The organism is Crystallibacter permensis, assembly GCF_025960875.1.
GTDB classification, from domain to species: Bacteria; Actinomycetota; Actinomycetes; order Actinomycetales; family Micrococcaceae; genus Crystallibacter; species Crystallibacter permensis.
On sequence record NZ_JAODLR010000022.1, the window covers coordinates 44,197 to 59,961 of the forward strand.

The 15,765-nt window shown below is 65.9% G+C and carries 16 protein-coding genes; 10 read left to right on the top strand and 6 right to left on the bottom strand.

Going from position 1 to position 15,765, the window contains the following annotated elements:
* Positions 1–40: 40 nt before the first annotated feature.
* The 3 genes from B0G38_RS19285 to B0G38_RS19295 form a co-directional block, all read right to left on the bottom strand.
* Positions 41–1,828: a glycoside hydrolase family 15 protein gene (locus tag B0G38_RS19285; RefSeq protein WP_264670940.1), complete on the bottom strand. Its 1,788-nt coding sequence runs from the start codon at positions 1,826–1,828 to the stop codon at positions 41–43.
* Entirely contained in the window at positions 1,828–2,304 is a 477-nt protein-coding gene (locus B0G38_RS19290) for a hypothetical protein (protein ID WP_264670941.1), read from the bottom strand. Before B0G38_RS19290 ends, B0G38_RS19285 begins: the two co-directional genes overlap by 1 nt.
* 233 nt (positions 2,305–2,537) lie before the next feature.
* Entirely contained in the window at positions 2,538–3,065 is a 528-nt protein-coding gene (locus B0G38_RS19295) for a DoxX family protein (protein WP_264670942.1), read from the bottom strand.
* 99 nt (positions 3,066–3,164) lie between these two features.
* On the opposite strand from B0G38_RS19295, the gene B0G38_RS19300 reads away from it, so the two are divergent.
* Together B0G38_RS19300 and B0G38_RS19305 are read left to right on the top strand one after the other, a co-directional pair.
* Positions 3,165–3,749 carry a TetR/AcrR family transcriptional regulator gene (locus B0G38_RS19300; RefSeq protein ID WP_264670943.1) on the top strand — a complete coding sequence of 195 codons (585 nt, stop codon included), beginning with the start codon at positions 3,165–3,167 and terminating at the stop codon, positions 3,747–3,749.
* 41 nt (positions 3,750–3,790) lie between these two features.
* Positions 3,791–4,795: an aldo/keto reductase family protein gene (locus tag B0G38_RS19305; RefSeq protein ID WP_264670944.1), complete on the top strand. Its 1,005-nt coding sequence runs from the start codon at positions 3,791–3,793 to the stop codon at positions 4,793–4,795.
* Positions 4,796–4,801: 6 nt separating this feature from the next.
* Here the strand turns inward: B0G38_RS19305 and B0G38_RS19310 are convergent, their stop codons facing one another.
* Both B0G38_RS19310 and B0G38_RS19315 read right to left on the bottom strand, forming a co-directional pair.
* The gene (locus B0G38_RS19310) at positions 4,802–5,860 is read right to left on the bottom strand and encodes a Gfo/Idh/MocA family protein (RefSeq protein ID WP_264670967.1); all 1,059 of its coding nucleotides are present in this window, start codon (positions 5,858–5,860) and stop codon (positions 4,802–4,804) included.
* Positions 5,861–5,881: 21 nt separating this feature from the next.
* Positions 5,882–6,565 (bottom strand): hypothetical protein, encoded by a 684-nt coding sequence (locus B0G38_RS19315; protein ID WP_264670945.1) that lies wholly within the window; start codon positions 6,563–6,565, stop codon positions 5,882–5,884.
* 262 nt (positions 6,566–6,827) lie between these two features.
* Between B0G38_RS19315 and B0G38_RS19320 the strand changes: the two genes are divergently transcribed.
* The 5 genes from B0G38_RS19320 (at position 6,828) to B0G38_RS19340 (ending at position 12,019) form a co-directional block, all read left to right on the top strand.
* The gene (locus tag B0G38_RS19320; protein ID WP_264670946.1) at positions 6,828–7,313 is read left to right on the top strand and encodes a CBS domain-containing protein; all 486 of its coding nucleotides are present in this window, start codon (positions 6,828–6,830) and stop codon (positions 7,311–7,313) included.
* Positions 7,314–7,357: 44 nt separating this feature from the next.
* Positions 7,358–8,452 carry a pyruvate dehydrogenase (acetyl-transferring) E1 component subunit alpha gene (gene pdhA, locus B0G38_RS19325; protein ID WP_264670947.1) on the top strand — a complete coding sequence of 365 codons (1,095 nt, stop codon included), beginning with the start codon at positions 7,358–7,360 and terminating at the stop codon, positions 8,450–8,452.
* A gap of 29 nt (positions 8,453–8,481) precedes the next feature.
* On the top strand, positions 8,482–9,474 hold the full coding sequence (locus B0G38_RS19330; RefSeq protein ID WP_264670948.1) for an alpha-ketoacid dehydrogenase subunit beta: 993 nt from the start codon (positions 8,482–8,484) through the stop codon (positions 9,472–9,474).
* 9 nt (positions 9,475–9,483) lie between these two features.
* Entirely contained in the window at positions 9,484–10,824 is a 1,341-nt protein-coding gene (locus B0G38_RS19335; RefSeq protein ID WP_264670949.1) for a dihydrolipoamide acetyltransferase family protein, read from the top strand.
* A gap of 97 nt (positions 10,825–10,921) precedes the next feature.
* A complete protein-coding gene (locus B0G38_RS19340) occupies positions 10,922–12,019 on the top strand; it encodes a hypothetical protein (protein WP_264670950.1) in 1,098 nt (365 codons plus the stop codon).
* A gap of 50 nt (positions 12,020–12,069) precedes the next feature.
* Here the strand turns inward: B0G38_RS19340 and B0G38_RS19345 are convergent, their stop codons facing one another.
* Entirely contained in the window at positions 12,070–12,858 is a 789-nt protein-coding gene (locus B0G38_RS19345; RefSeq protein ID WP_264670951.1) for an IclR family transcriptional regulator, read from the bottom strand.
* A gap of 176 nt (positions 12,859–13,034) precedes the next feature.
* Here B0G38_RS19345 and B0G38_RS19350 point away from each other — a divergent pair, with 176 nt between their 5' ends.
* From B0G38_RS19350 to B0G38_RS19360, 3 genes are read left to right on the top strand one after another with little or no spacing between them, the layout of a single operon-like run.
* Positions 13,035–13,751: a CoA transferase subunit A gene (locus B0G38_RS19350; protein WP_264670952.1), complete on the top strand. Its 717-nt coding sequence runs from the start codon at positions 13,035–13,037 to the stop codon at positions 13,749–13,751.
* 35 nt (positions 13,752–13,786) lie between these two features.
* On the top strand, positions 13,787–14,503 hold the full coding sequence (locus tag B0G38_RS19355; protein ID WP_264670953.1) for a CoA transferase subunit B: 717 nt from the start codon (positions 13,787–13,789) through the stop codon (positions 14,501–14,503).
* Positions 14,500–15,690 carry an acetyl-CoA acetyltransferase gene (locus B0G38_RS19360; protein ID WP_264670954.1) on the top strand — a complete coding sequence of 397 codons (1,191 nt, stop codon included), beginning with the start codon at positions 14,500–14,502 and terminating at the stop codon, positions 15,688–15,690. The genes B0G38_RS19355 and B0G38_RS19360 overlap by 4 nt, the downstream gene beginning before the upstream one ends.
* The last annotated feature ends 75 nt before the right edge of the window (positions 15,691–15,765 follow it).

Consider the following 15,765-nt stretch of genomic DNA (forward strand, 5'->3'; position numbering starts at 1 on the left):
CCAGCTTCCGGTTTGCGCGTTGGGAAAAACCTATGAACGGTTAACCTCGCGATTCACGCAGGGCCAGGGCGGCCTGGACCAGCGCCGCGTGGGTCAGGGCCTGCGGGAAATTCCCCAGCAGGGCGTGCGTCTGCGGATCCATTTCTTCGGCGAAGAGCCCCAAATCATTCGCCAGCCCGAGCATCTCCTCGAACAGCTCCGCAGCTTCGGCACGGTGGCCCGTTTCGGCGAGCGCCTGCACCAGCCAGAAGGAACAGGGCAGGAAGGCGCCCTCCGTCCCGGGCAGGCCGTCGCGTCCGGGCGGGTAGCGGTAGAGCAGGGGTCCGCCGGCGGACAGCTTGCGGCGGATGGCGTCCACGGTACCCCGGGTCCGTTCCGAATCCCGGGCCTCGATGCCCAGCAGCGGCAGGATGAGCACGGCCGCGTCGAGGTCGGTGGATCCGTAGCTGCGGGTATACGTGTTCCCCTCCGCGTCGAAGCCCCTGAGCCTGATTTCGGCGGCAAGCGCCTCCCGGGCTTTGAGCCACCGCTGCCGCTGCCGCGGCGAGACGCGGTGGGTCCGCCCGATGTTCAGCGCACGGTCGAGGGCGAGCCAGCCCATCATCTTGGAGTGCACGTGGTGCGCGGCGTCGTCGCGGATCTCCCAGATGCCCGCGTCGGGCTCCTGCCAACGGCGGGCCACCAGGTCGGCGAATCCGCGCATGGCCCGCCAGGTTTCCGAGTAGAGCTTGTGCCCTGCTTCCACCAGCACCCAGGCCCCATCGAGGACCCAGCCGTACCCGTCGAGCTGGTGCTGCGTGGCGGCGCCGTTGCCCACGCGGACCGGCGTGCTTCCGGCGTAACCCGGCCATCCCGCCAGAGTGCGTTCCGGCGGAACATGCCTGCCGGTCAGCGTGAGCATCGCGGGCAGGCGCGGCCGCTCCAACCGGCTGGCGTGCAGCAGCCAGCGCAGGAAACTGCGGGCCTCGGCGGCCTTGCCGACGCCGAGGAACGCCCCGACCCCGATGCTGGCGTCCCGCGGCCAGGCGTAGCGGTAGTCCCAGTTGCGGATCCCGCCCGGGAACTCCGGCAGGGAGGTTGTCGGAGCGGCCACCGGAGCCCCGGAAGGTGAATAGGTCAGCAGCCGCAGCGTCAGCAGGCTGCGCACCACCGCGTCCCGGTACGGTGTTCCGCCGTCGATCTCCGCTGCCCACGCCCGCCACAGCTCCTCGTCCGCTGCCAGCAACTCCCCTGCCGCCTTCGGCTCCACGTGCACCAGCGGTTCCCCGTAGGCCACCCCCAGCACCAGGGTGACAGGATGGCCCGGGGTTACTAAGAACGACGCCGGTGTGCCGGGTTCGATCGATAGTTCCGCATCGCTGCCCAGACTTAGCGCCAGCTGGCCCCACACGCAGACCAGGCTCGACCTGGAACGGACCCGCGGCCGGACATGCCGTTCGCCCAGACGCGGATCGAACTCCACCACGGCCTCCACCGGCTGCTCCACGGCCGTGAGCCGCCGCACCAGCAGCGTGGCGGGCAGCAGCTGGCCGCGCACTTCGGCCACCATCGCATCGGTGAGGATTAGCGTGCCCTCGCCGACGGTCCAGGTGGTTTCCAGCGTTGCCGTCTCCGGCCGGTAGCGGCGCTCGATGGGGGCAGCCGGCGTGGCAGGGCCCAGCCGGAAAGTTCCCGCTTCAGGCCCGCCGACCAGTCGCCCGAACACTGGTTCGCCGTCGAAACTTGGCACGCACATCCAATCGATCGCGCCCGCGCCGGAGACGAGCGCGGCGGTACGGGTATCGCCGATCAGCCCGTAGTCCCCGATGTCCGGCAGTCCCGCATCCATCAGCGGACCTGGAAAAGCAGCCCGAGCATGACGCCGTAGACCAGGTGCGCGGCCACCGCGACGGCCGGGGTCTGGATGCCGTAGTTCAAAGCCAGCAAGCCCGGCGGTTCCAGTGCGGCGCGGTAGGAAGGTCCGGCCCGGTGCGAGGCCATCCGCGGGTGGACGCCGGGCAGCAGCGGCAGCACCACGGTCAGGGCAACCGCCACATGCAGCAGGCCCAGCAGTCCCCCGAGCCACCAGGTCGCCTGGCCCAGCAGCGCGAACGTGGCCGCATAGCCCAACGCGAAGATCTGACCGGCAGCAAGATGGATAAAAAAGCCTGCCACCCGCGCGTGATCGGGATCGGGCGTGACCAGTGTGCCCAGGACCAGTGGCAGGTCCAGCCGGGTCAGTCCGGCCATCTGCGCGGCGATCATGACCATGGTCAGTGCACCCGTTGCGAGCAGTCCGAACACTGCCCAGCCTGCCCAGTCCATCCCGTCTCCGCTCCCGATTCCGCCGGTTTGCCCGGCGGCCTCCTGCCGACACGCCTGTTTCCCCGCCGGCAGATACCGAAGAGGATGTTGGTGGAAGTGTGCGCGGCGGGGCTTGTGGAAAGACTATGGCCACCCGTCGGCTACGGCAACAGGCAGGCAGGCGGCCACGCTACGGCCAACGGCGGAACCTCCATTCAGGAAGTCCCGCCGGAGTGGCCGCATAGAGGACGCCGCTATTGCCCGCCGTCAAAAACACGGACCGGAGGACCGTCGCCGCGGAGAGTCGACGCAGCCTTCCGCCGTCTGCGGAGTGCTTTGAAAGAGGGCAAGGCCACGGCGGCGGCAGCGGCAATGAACACCAATTGCATCAGCGTTCGCGGCAGCAGCGCTGTGGCAGGTTCCCCGCCGAAGTCGATCCCGGCAACCGCCGCGTAGACGTTGGCCGGAAACATGACTACCAGCAGCAGCGTCAATCCGGCAGCCGCCCAAGGAGCTGTCCGGCGGTGCAGCAGACCTAGGGCAGCAGCCAGTTCCAGCACGCCGGTCAGCGTGACCAGAAGCCCGGGGTAAGGAAGCACCGGCGGCACCATCTCGATGAGGTCCGCGCGCATTCCGTTGAAGTGGGCCGTTCCGGTCAGGAACAGCATGGCGGCCAACCCGCCGCGCAGGCTCACCTGCCAGGACCGGAGCGGCTTGAGGCCGATAGTCCCGGCCAGCCGCAGCAGCAGCGTTACTGCCAACAGGGTGATGAGGGGTGCCATGGGAAGCCCTTCCATCGGACATCGTATTTATCTTGACACTGACTAGATTACTCGGATCGAGGAACTTGTCAATGACTAGATAGCGGCTACTCTAAGAAGATGGAAACCTCGAATTACCACCATGGAGATCTGCGCCGCGCCATCATCGATGCGGCGCTGGAGGTGATCAGCGAGTCCGGCCCCGCAGCGGTCAGCCTCCGCGATCTGGCCCGGCGCGCCGGCGTCTCCCATGCCGCCCCGGCACACCATTTCGGCGACAAAGCCGGCCTGCTGACCGCGGTCGCCACGCAGGGGTTCGGCCTGCTCGGCGATGTCCTGCAAAGGGCAGCGGGCCAGCCCGAAGGGTACTTGGCCGTTGGCGTCGCCTACGTAGGATTCGCCGTTGAACACCGCGCCCACTTCGAGGTGATGTTCCGGCCTGAGCTCTACCATGCCGACGATCCGGAACTGCTCGAGGCCCAGGCCAGCACATCGCGGATACTTTACGAGGGTGCCGCGCCGTACGCGCAGGACGGTGGCACCCAGACTCAGGACGCTGCACTGGCTGCCTGGTCACTGGTGCATGGCTTCGCTTCCCTGTGGCTCAGCGGGAACTTGCCTGCGGATCTGCCGGACGATCCCCGGGACGCGGCCCGCAGAGTGGCGCGAGTCCTCTTCCCCCACACGGCGGGCGATATCGCCTGAGACGCGGCCCGGCGTCGCACTTTGGCATTAGTCTGGGCAGCATGGAATTCAGATACCTGGGCAACAGCGGCCTGAAAATATCCGAAATCACCTACGGCAACTGGCTCACGCATGGCTCGCAGGTGGAAAACGACACGGCAACCCAATGTGTGCGGGCGGCGTTGGACGCCGGCATCACCACCTTCGACACCGCGGATGTCTACGCCAACACCGCCGCGGAGGAAGTCCTTGGCACGGCGTTGAAGGGCGAGCGGCGGCAGTCGCTGGAGATTTTCACCAAGGTCTACTTCCCCACCGGGCCTAAGGGGCACAATGACACCGGACTGTCGCGCAAGCACATCATGGAGTCGATCGATGGTTCGCTGCGCCGGCTGCAGACGGACTATGTGGATCTCTACCAGGCCCACCGGTACGACGTCGAAACCCCGCTCGAGGAGACCATGCAGGCCTTCGCCGACGTGGTCCGCGCGGGCAAGGCACTCTACATCGGCGTCAGCGAGTGGGACGCCGGGCAGTTGCGCGCCGGGCACGCGCTGGCAAAGGAACTGGGCATCCAGCTGATCTCCAACCAGCCGCAGTACTCCATGCTGTGGCGGGTCATTGAAGGTGAGGTCATCCCCGCCTCCGAAGAGCTGGGCATCTCGCAGATCGTCTGGTCTCCGCTGGCCCAGGGCGTGCTCAGCGGCAAGTACCTGCCGGGCGCCGAACCGCCTGCCGGCAGCCGCGCCACGGACGAGAAGGGCGGCGCCCAGATGATCGAGCGCTGGATGTCCGACGACGTGCTCGAAGGCGTCCAGCAACTGGCGCCGCTGGCAGAGGAAGCCGGGCTGACCATGGCCCAGCTCGCCATTGCCTGGGTCCTGCAGAATCCGAACGTCGCCTCCGCAATCATCGGGGCGTCCCGGCCGGAGCAGGTGGTTTCCAATGTCGCCGCTGGGGGCGTGCGGCTGGACGAAGCGGTGATGGGCAAGATCGACGACGTCATCGGCGGCCTCGCCGAACGGGACCCGGCCAAGACGCGGGCCCCGAAGGAGCGGCTGGCCTGACCGCCCCTAGCGCGGCTGGTTCTGCCGGTGGACCTCCTCGATAATCCTGACGACGGCGAGTGACTCCGCCGGGTCCACCGGCAGCGGCGCACCGGACGTGATGCTGGCTGCCAACTGCCGGTAGAACTCCGGGTACGCCCCGCGTTCGGCCTTGACCGGCCGCACCTCGCCGGGCACGCCGGTGGTCCCCCAGGTCTCTTCCGGCTCCTCTCCGTACCCCGCCGCGGAAGGCCGCATGCCGCCGTCGAGCGCTGCCTCCTGCCCGTCCATCCCCCACTTCGTAAAGGCGCCCTTGGAGCCAAGCACGTGGAAGCGCGGCGCCGGCAGCCCGGAGATCAGGTTCATGGAGAGCCGCGAGCGCACCCCGGATTCGTGCAGCAGGGACACAAACGCGTCCTCATCCGCTTCCGAGGCACTCGCGTCAGTGTGCCGGGCTGTCTCGCCGTAGACCGTGGCCGCGGGACCGAACAGCTGCAGCGCCTGGTCGATCAGATGCGTACCGAGGTCGGAGAGGATTCCGCCGCCCTCGGCGAGTCCGGCCGTCGCCTTCCAGGCGCGCAGGCCGGCCGGCTTCCACCGTTCAAAACGCGACTCAAAGATATGCACCTGGCCGAGTCCGCCGTCGTCAATCAGTTTTTTCAGCGTGAGGAAATCCGAGTCCCAGCGCCGGTTCTGAAAGACCGAAAGTACGACACCGGTCTGCCGCGCCTTCTCGATCAGCGCCTCACCTTCGGCGGACGTGGGGACAAACGGTTTATCCACCACGACGTTCAGTCCGAGTTCCAGCGCGGCGTCTGCGAGCGCGAAGTGGCTGGCCGGCGGGGTCCCGATGACCACCAGGTCCAGTTCGGCGGCGCGGTCGAAGAGCTCCTGCGTACTGGCGAGGACTTCCGCCTCCGGGTAGGTGGCCCGGGCCAGGGAGGCGCGTTCGGGATTGCCGGTAACAATGAAGTCCAGCGAGAAGTCGCCGCTGGCTTCGAGAAACGGCGAATGGAAGACCCGGCCGGAAAGGCCGAATCCGATAACGGCGGTGCGGAGTGGTTTAGCGTCGGTCACGAGCGCCATCATACGGGGAGCTCGTGTCTGTTAGCTCGGTTTTCGGGCCGTTGTGTAGGAGGGCTCGCGCAGGGTCCTGGTCCACCGGTAGATGCCGGCGCCGGGCAGCGGATGCAGCAGCGGATCGAACCGCCGGTCCGTGTCCTGCTGGGTTCGATCAAGCGACAAGGACATGGTGGCGAAACGGGTCCATGGCCCGCGTAGTGCCGAATGGTAGAGCCCCAGCGTCCAGACGCGGTCCCCGAGCGCCTGCCGGAAATCCTCCGTTTTCGCGGGGAGCCTGAGCGCGGAGTCCAGCGGCCGGGCCGCAAGCAGGACCGGCCCCCGGCTGCTCTGGTACGGCATCAAGGTGGTGAAAGCTGCCTCCGACGCGAATCTGTGCGGAGTCAGGATGAAACGGCTGGCTCCGGCCATCCCCGTGGACGCGAGCAGTACATCGAAGGGTCCCGGATCTGCCGGGATCCGCAGGGCCAGACCCACGATATCGGGCAGCGGTCCGGGCAGGCCGATCGATCGCGACAGCCGGGCCTGGACCTGAACAACACCGGAAGTATCAAGCCACGAAATACCGCTTCGCCGTGTGGGCGGAAGCCTTTCGACCGACCCGGTGAGGCTGACGCCTTCCGGATGGATCGGACGCTCGGGGCGGAGGACTTTAATGCCGCGGAACAGAAACGCAAAGCCGCGTCCCGCCGTCATACTAATCTGCTCCAACTCCAGCTCCTTCCACTACCGCCGCGAGTTGCCCCCGGGCCTGCCGGCACCGGCGGTCTGTCGGCCCTATCGAAACTTCCCGTTGGGAGGAAATATACGCTGACGGGTGCCCTGGGTGGCATCCACAACCTGCATTGGCCCCTTGCTAAATGCGGACGGCTGGCTAGGCTGAAGGTCAGAGGGAAGCGCAGCGAGGCGCTCCCCGCTCCGGCTGATCGGATCTCTGCGGCCCGGCCGCATGATCCAGGAAGGTGGCTTGCTGGTGGAAATCCACGCCCCGGTAACCGCACGCGACATCATGACAACGCCGGTCATCAGCGTTGCAGCGGAAGCACTGGTCGAAGACGTCGCCCAAATGCTGGGCAAACACCGCATCAGCGCCGTGCCGGTAGTGGACAATGAGCAGCATGTGGTCGGACTGGTCAGCGAGTACGACCTTCTGGCGACACCGGGCGTCACTGCGGCGCAGGTCATGACCAGCTCCGTGATCAGCGTGACTACGGAGACCGCCATTTCCGACATCCGGCAGTTGCTGGTCAACCAGTGGATCGCGCGCGTTCCGGTCCTGGAGAACGGGCGCCTGGTCGGGATTGTCAGCCGCGCGGACATCGTGGCGCTGCTGGCTACCGAGTGGGTCTGCGGTGCCTGCGGCGAACCGGTGCGAGGCGAACACCCGCCCAAGGCCTGCCCCAAATGCGGGGCGGACAGCGAGAGGTTCGTTCTGCACGAGCAGCCGCCGGGCCCATGAACCGGTCCATGGGCTGAACCAGATCCAGGAGATGGAGGTAAGCGATGACTGACCAGGCAGCCCCGGTAACAGCAGGGTCCCAGGCGGCAGGATCATTCCCTGGGGATGAACCCCCTGAGGTGCTCATCGGGTACTACCGCGAGATGGTTCTGATCCGGAAGTTCGAGCTCACCGCGGACCAGATGTACAAGCGGGCCAAAATCGGCGGTTACTGCCACCTCAACCTCGGCGAGGAAGCCACCGTCGTTGGTCTGATGGCGGCGCTGCAGGAGAAGGACTATCTCTTCACGAACTACCGGGACCACGGCTATGCCCTCTCCCGCGGGATGGATCCCGGACGCGTCATGGCCGAGCTCTTCGGCAAGTCCACGGGGGTGGCCAAGGGCCGCGGCGGCTCTATGCACTTGTTCGACACAAAGACGCGGATGCTGGGCGGTTACGGCATTGTCGGCGGCCAGCTCCCGCCGGCCACGGGTGCGGCGCTGGCCCTGACGCTCCATGGAAAACCCGGGCCGGACGCCGAAGCGGTGATGTGCCAGATGGGCGACGGCACCACCAATATCGGCGCGTTCCATGAGTCGCTGAACCTCGCCGCCATCTGGAACCTGCCCATTGTCTACGTAATCGTCAACAACCGGCTCGGCATGGGCACCACGGTGGAGGCGGCCTCGGGCGAGCCGCTGCTCTACAAGCGCGGCGCTTCCTACCGGATGCCCGGCGAACGTGTGGACGGCAACGACGTCGTCGCGGTGCGGGAAGCCGCTCAAGCCGCGCTGGACCGCGCCCGGGTTGACCGTCAGCCGGGGCTGCTGGAGGTCATGAGCTTCCGGTTGCGCGGCCACTCGGTTGTGGACCCCGCGCGCTACCGCTCGGCAGCGGATGTGGAAGAGGCCCAGGCCGCGGACCCTGTGCCCGCGTTCCGGGCGCAACTGCTCTCCGCGGGCGTGTTCACCGAGGAGCAGGCGGTCCAGATCGAGGACGACGCCACGGAGAAGGTCGCGTCCGCCGTCGCCTTCGCGGATTCCAGCCCGGCGCCCACGCCTGACGAACTTTTCGACTTTGCCTATGCCACCCCGGTGGCCAACGCGCCGCAGGCCTTGCCCGGCCAGCCGGCCGCGGCCCGGGAACCGCGGCTATGACCATCACCGGAGCCAGCACAGGAGACGGAATGCCCACCACCAGCTACCGGCAGGCCCTTAACGACACCCTCCGAGCGGAACTCACGCGGGACGAGAACGTGTTCCTGCTGGGCGAAGAAATAGGTATCTTCGAAGGGTCCTACAAGATCACCGCCGGCCTGCTGAAGGAATTCGGACCGGAACGGGTCAGGGACACTCCGATCGCGGAAGAGGGCTTCGTGGGAGCCGCTATCGGTGCCGCGATGCTGGGCATGCGGCCGGTAGTCGAGATCATGACGCTGAACTTTAGCCTTGTCGCTATCGACCAGATCGTGAACCACGCAGCCAAGATCTACGGGATGTTCGGCGGCCAGACGCCCGTGCCCATGGTCATCCGTTTTCCGGGCGGCGGCGGACAACAGTTGGCGGCCACGCATTCGCAAAACCTCGAAGTCTGGTACGCACATGTGCCTGGTTTGAAAGTAGTGGCTCCCTCTACCCCTGCCGACGCGAAGGCACTCCTCACCGCAGCCATCCGCGACGACGACCCGGTCATCTTCCTCGAAAACCTCTCCCTCTACAACACCAAGGGCGAAGTACCCGACGGCGAGCAGATCGCTGAAATCGGCAAGGCGGCCGTGGTCAAGGAGGGCACCGATCTCACCGTCATTACCTACTCCCGCGGCACGGTCATCGCGTTGGAAACCGCCCGCCAGCTGGAGGACGAAGGCATCTCTGTCGAGGTCGTGGATCTGCGGAGCCTGCGGCCGCTGGATCGGGAAACATTCTGTGCCTCAGTGCGCAAAACCAGCCGGGCCGTCGTGCTGGAGGACGATTGGCTGAGCTACGGAATCGGCGCAGAGATCTCCGCTTCCCTGATGGAGGGCGCGTTCGATTATCTGGATGCCCCCGTCAGACGCGTGGCAGCCGCCGAAGTGCCGCTGCCCTACGCCAAAGCCTTGGAAGTGGCGGCGCTGCCGGACGCCAGCGACCTGGTCCGGGTCATCCGCGAAGTCCTCGACGACACCAGTTTCTCCCGATAGGAGCCAGCCATGCCGGAAGTATTCATGCCGCGCCTGTCCGACACCATGGAAGAAGGTGTCATCAGCCGCTGGCTCAAGAAGGAGGGCGACACAGTCCATCAGGGTGACGTGATCGGCGAGATCGACACGGACAAGGCCACCATGGACCTGGAGGTGTTCGAGGACGGCGTCCTGGAGAAACTTCTCGTTCCCGAGGGCACCACCGTAGCCATCGGAGAACCGGTGGCCATCATCGGCGACGGGAGCGGAACCGGAGGCGGAACGGCTCCCGGCACTTCAACAACACAAAGTACGACGGCGGCCGAGGCACCGGCAGCACCCAGCGAACCTGCAACGCCCGCACCAGCCGGGGCGCCGGCTGCCCCGTCTGCAGGGAAGGCTGAGGCGGCAGAGCCGGCCAAACCCACACCGGCCGGCCGGGTCTTGACCTCTCCCCTGGCCCGCCGAATCGCCGCCGAGCACGGCCTTGATCCAGCTACCATCACGGGCACCGGCCCGGGCGGCCGGATAGTCCGCGCTGACGTCGAGGCCGCGGCGGCCGCGGGCGAGGGCGAGGGACGAACCGAGAAACCGGGCCAGGGCGCTCAGGCAGGGCAACCGGTGCGACCCAGCCAGACCAAGGCAGCGCGGCCGGAAGGAGCTGCGGGCCAGGCGGATACCGGCGCGGACTCCATCGAGGTGCCACTGACGCAGATGCGCAAGGCAACGGCACGCCGGTTGACCGAAAGCGCCGCCGCTCCCCACTTCTTCCTGACCAACGTAGTGGGTGTGGACCGTTTGTTCGCGTTCCGGCAGGAGGTCAACCAGCGCTACGCGGACTCCGGGGTCAAGGTCAGCGTGACCGACCTGCTGGTTCGCGCCTGCGCCGTCACCCTGCACGCCCATCCTCAGGTGAATTCCTCCTGGGCCGGAGATAAGATCCTGCAGCACGGCCGCACCCACATCGGCGTCGCCGTCGCCATCGAAAACGGACTCATTGTCCCGGTAGTCAGGGACGCGGATGCCAAACCCTTGGACGAACTCGCCGCGGAGACGCGGGAACTGGCGGAGAAGGCCCGCGCCGGCAAGCTCAAGCCCGATGAATTCAGCGGCGGCACGTTCACCATCAGCAACCTGGGCATGTTCGGAATCGATAACTTCACGGCCGTGATCAACCCGCCGGAGGCCGCCATCCTGGCGGTAGGTGCCGCTACGGAGGAACCCTTCGTGCAGGACGGGACACTGCAGAGCCGGCGGATCATGAAGCTGACCATGACCGCTGACCACCGGGTGCTGGACGGCGCCACCGCGGCGGCGTTCCTGCGGGACCTCAAACAGACGCTGGAAGAGCCTCTGCGCATCCTCCTTTAGCAGTTATCCACAGTCTGGAAGTGCGGGATAGCGGTGCATTGTCGTAGCGGGGGAAGGTGGACGAACCAGACCATCCTTCGCGACGAAAGGCACCATCGTGGGACGAAACAAGAAGCGCCGCTCCAAAAACACCCGTCCGAATAAGCCTCGCCGGCAGATCCCAACCCGCGAAGCCGAGATTGATGCGCTGGCCCCAGCATATGCCGATTGGATAGGTAAAGACTCGACGAATCAGGAGAGCCATCACGCTTTGGAATTCGTCAAGATGGTTCTGGGTTTCCACCGGAAGCTTCAGCCAAACTCCAGCTGCACTTCGTTCCGGGCTCTCCCGCTTGAGGCCGCGCTTTGCTTGTGCGTTGATGAGATCGCTGAGGGAGCAGATTTCCTCTTCATTCCGTTTGTGAACTCGATGTCGCTGTATACCAACTTCTTGGAGCAGACCGACCGCTGGACCGGCACCACCGGGCAGTTGGAGGACCTGCGGGTCTTCTATCACCGGGCGCATATCGCATTCGACGCCGTCGGACCGAGCCTCGGTGTTGAGTGGTCCGAGCTGGACCAAACAGAACAGTTAAAGTTCCTCGAAGAAACGCCTCTCGCGAAGAAGGCCCGAAACTTGCTCGCAGCCGTGGATGCCCAGTTGCACAGTGATTCCGGAGCCACCTGGCGCCAGGCATTTTGGGCATCCGTCACACTGTTCGATAAGGACGCTCCCGACGGAAACTCGGCACAAGTCAGGTTCGATATCCTTGCGAAACTGGGCCTCACCCCAATCCAAGGTTCAGCAGAACGATTGGCAGATATTCGGAATACCTTCAGTAACGGGGACAATCCCGACCGGCTGGCCCTTCTCGAAAATCTCGTTTACGCATGCTTCGAAGATGAGTTCAGTGGCGACAGCTCCCCATACAGCGACGGGCTCCCCGTAGGTCATGCTATCGGCCGTATCCTTGCACAGGCGGCCGCAACGACAGGGGCGATCTCCGGGCTGATTCTGACTAATCCGGGCGCGCTGATGCCGGCCGGTGCACCTCCGGAAACCGCGGAGTTCTACGCCGAGGTGGGACGACGTCTGAAGCACCTCCATGAGTTGGGCCTGATCGTCATCGGACAGGACATCACCATTCCAACCGCACTGCGGCGTTGCGTCCTCGACGTTTGGGAAAACACAGAACCTGACCGGCTGGCCGCCTGATGCCAACGCAATAGTTTGAAGGTCTGTACCAGTCCCCGGGCATCAAACGCTCAGCGCCCACTGGCCTGATCGCCCAGTTGCTGGGTGATCTTGTGCGCCTCTTCCAGCAGAAGTTTCCCAAGGAATTCCTGCCGTTCCGGGCGGAACCGCTGCTCGATGCCGGTGAGGGACAGAGCCCATGCCGGATTGCTCTGGCGGTCGAAAACGGCGGCCCCCATCCCCCAGCTGCCCTCAAGGATGAGCCCTGGGTTCACGGTGTAGCCGTTGCGACGGGTCACTTCCAGGTTCGCCCGGATCCGTTCTGCGGTATGGGCCGGGCCGAAGCGCGCGGCACGCGCACCGCCGTCGTCAAGCAGCCGGTCCACTTCCGCATCCGGGAGGAAGGCCATGATGGCCAGTCCGGCGGAGGCAACGCCCAGGGGGAAGCGGACGCCTTCATGCAGAACGAACGAACGCACCGGAAAGCTGCCTTCGACCCGGAGCAGACATACCGTTTCGTCGCCACGCCTAATGGAAAGGAATGCGCTCTCGCCGGTTTCGTCTGCCAAGCGTTGCAGGCTAGGCCGGGCCAGATCCTCTATGGCGTACCGGTTGGCGGCGACGGCTCCGAGGACATAAATCTCGGGGCCCAAATGCCACATGCCCGTCTCGGCATGGTGATCCAGCAGCCCCTCGGCCGCCAATGAGTTGAGCAGCCGGTAGACCGTGGGCCGCGTCAGACCCGATGCCTCGACGATAGCCGGAAGCGCAACACCTCCTTCAGGGGAGCGCCCAACAATGCGCAGCAGCTGGGCCACCCGCCCGACCACCTGCGCCCCTTGCACCGTTTTCTCTGCCATTCCACTCCTTGAATCCACAATATGGACACTCTACTCCGGCTTGTCCACAGTGTGAATACAGCAAAGTCCCACCCTTGACGCCGCGCCAACAGCACCGCTAGCGTGCAGGTAAACCGCTTGTCCACAACATGGACAGCAAGGCGTGCAGAACGTCAGGCACTCAACGAGGAGGAAGCATGTCCAAACTGGCAGCAGGACCCACGGCGGCACTGGAAGGTGTGCTGCATGACGGAATGACAATCGCTGTCGGCGGTTTTGGTCTCAGCGGCATTCCGGCCGACCTGATTGATGCCGTCCGCGATTCCGGCGTCAAAGACCTCACCGTCGTTTCCAACAACATGGGCATCGATGGCAAGGGACTGGGTGTGCTGATCGAGTCCGGCCAGGTCCGTAAAGTCCTCGCCTCCTACGTAGGTGAAAACAAGCTCTTCGCCGAGCAGTTCCTCGCCGGGACCCTGGAAGTCGAGTTCAACCCCCAGGGCACGCTGGCCGAGCGGCTGCGCGCCGGCGGCGCCGGCATCCCCGCGTTCTACACCAAGACCGGCGTCGGCACCCAGATCGCCGAGGGCAAGCCGCACGAAGAGTTCGACGGCGAACTGTACGTCCAGGAGCGCGGCATCGTCGCCGACCTGGCCCTGGTCCACGCGCACACCGCGGACACTGACGGCAACCTGATCTACCGCTACACCGCCCGCAACTTCAACCCGGTGGTAGCCACCGCCGGCCGCGTCACCATCGCCGAAGCCGAGGTCATCGTCGAACCCGGCCAGCTGGACCCCAACCACATCGTCACCCCGGGCGTCTACATCCAGCACCTCGTACAGACCAGCGGACGCAACAAGGACATCGAAAAGCTCACCGTCCGCGCGCGGCCCGCCGCCGTCGGCGCCTGAGCAGACCACCGGACACGAAACCTAAGGAGAGAACCATGGCTTGGACACGAGACGAGATGGCGGCCATCGCTGCCACCGAACTCAACGACGGCGACTACGTCAACCTCGGAATCGGCATCCCCACCCTGGTGGCGAACAACCTGCCCGAAGGCGTGCGGGTGGTGCTGCAAAGCGAGAACGGCCTGCTCGGTATGGGCCCGTTCCCCTACGAGGGCGAGGAAGACGCGGACCTGATCAACGCCGGCAAGCAAACCGTCACTGTGCTGCCCGGAGGGTCGATCTTCGACTCCGCCACGTCCTTCGGCATGATCCGCGGCGGGCACGTGAAGGTCGCCATCCTCGGCGCCATGGAGGTCTCCGGCGCCGGTGACCTAGCCAACTGGACCATTCCGGGCAAGATGGTCAAGGGCATGGGCGGCGCCATGGACCTGGTCGCAGGCACACCGCGCGTGGTCGTCCTGACCGACCACGTAGCCAAGGACGGCACACCCAAGATCGTCAAAGAATGCTCGCTACCGCTCACCGGCGTCCGCGTAGTCAACCGCATCATCACCGATCTGGCCGTCTTCGACATCAGCAACGACGGCGACACCACCGCAGACAACGACGGCGGCAACCCGGCACTGGTACTGACACAGCTGGCCCCCGGGATCACCCTGGACGAGGTCCGGGACAAGACCGAGGCACCCTTCACGGTAGCCCCCGCGCTCGAAACGGAGCTGGCTGCAGCTCTGGAAGGAGCACAGCGATGAGCCTGCACGAACAGTTCGGCAAAGACATTCTGCTCACCGGCTGGGGGCACTCCCGGTTCGGCAAACTGACCGACGAGACACTGGAATCCCTGATCGTCCAGGTCTCCCGCGAAGCCATCGCCAATGCCGGGCTGGAACCGGGACAGATCGACGAGATCTACCTGGGCCAGTTCAACTCCGGCATGCTGCCCTTGGGCTTCGCCTCGTCGCTGGCCCTGCAGGTCTCCGACGACCTGGCCAACGTCCCGGCAACGCGGGTAGAGAATGCCTGCGCTTCCGGTTCCGCGGCCGTGCAGCAGGGCGCCAAGTCGCTGCTGGCCGGCACCGCGAGGAACGTGCTGGTCATCGGGGCCGAAAAGATGACCCAGGCCGGACCGGATGTGGTCGGTGCGGCGTTGCTCGGTGCCGACTACGATATGGCCGGCAAGTCCTCCACCACCGGCTTCGCCGGGCTCTTCGCCGAGACCGCCAAGCACTACGAGAAACGCTACGGCCCGGCGGGCGACGTGCTCGGCTCGATCGCCGCGAAGAACCACCGCAACGGCGTGCGGAACCCCTATGCCCAGCTGCGCAAGGACCTCGGCGAAGAGTTCTGCCGGACCGTTTCGGATAAGAACCCGATGGTCGCCGACCCGCTGCGCCGCACGGACTGCTCCCCGGTATCCGACGGGGCCGCCGCACTCGTGCTCACAAGCGGCGGCGCGCCGTCGTCGTCCGTCACTGCACCGGTCCGGCTCGCAGGATTCGGCCAGGCCAATGACTTCATGCCCGTGGAAAAGCGCGATCCGACCGCGTTCGCCGGCAGCGTTGCAGCCTGGCAGCGCGCGCTGGCGATGGCCGGTACCGAGCTGGACGGGCTGGACTTCGCCGAAGTACACGACTGCTTCACCATCGCCGAACTGATCATGTACGAAGTCATAGGCCTCACCCCGGCCGGCGAAGGCCGCCGCGCCATCGAAGAAGGCTGGGTCTACCGGGACGGCAAACTGCCGGTGAACCTCTCCGGCGGGCTCAAGGCTAAGGGCCATCCTGTCGGCGCCACGGGCGTCTCCCAGCACGTAGTCACTGCCATGCAGCTCAGCGGCACCGCCGGCGAAATGCAGCTGCCCGGTGCGCGCCGCGCCGCCGTACACAACATGGGCGGCCTCGCCATCGCCAACTACGTCAGCGTGCTCGAAGCGGTCTAGTACCCGGCGCCGACCGGCTCTACATGCCGCGGCGAAGAGCCCGCCATCTCCAGCGCTATACGGGATGGCGGGATC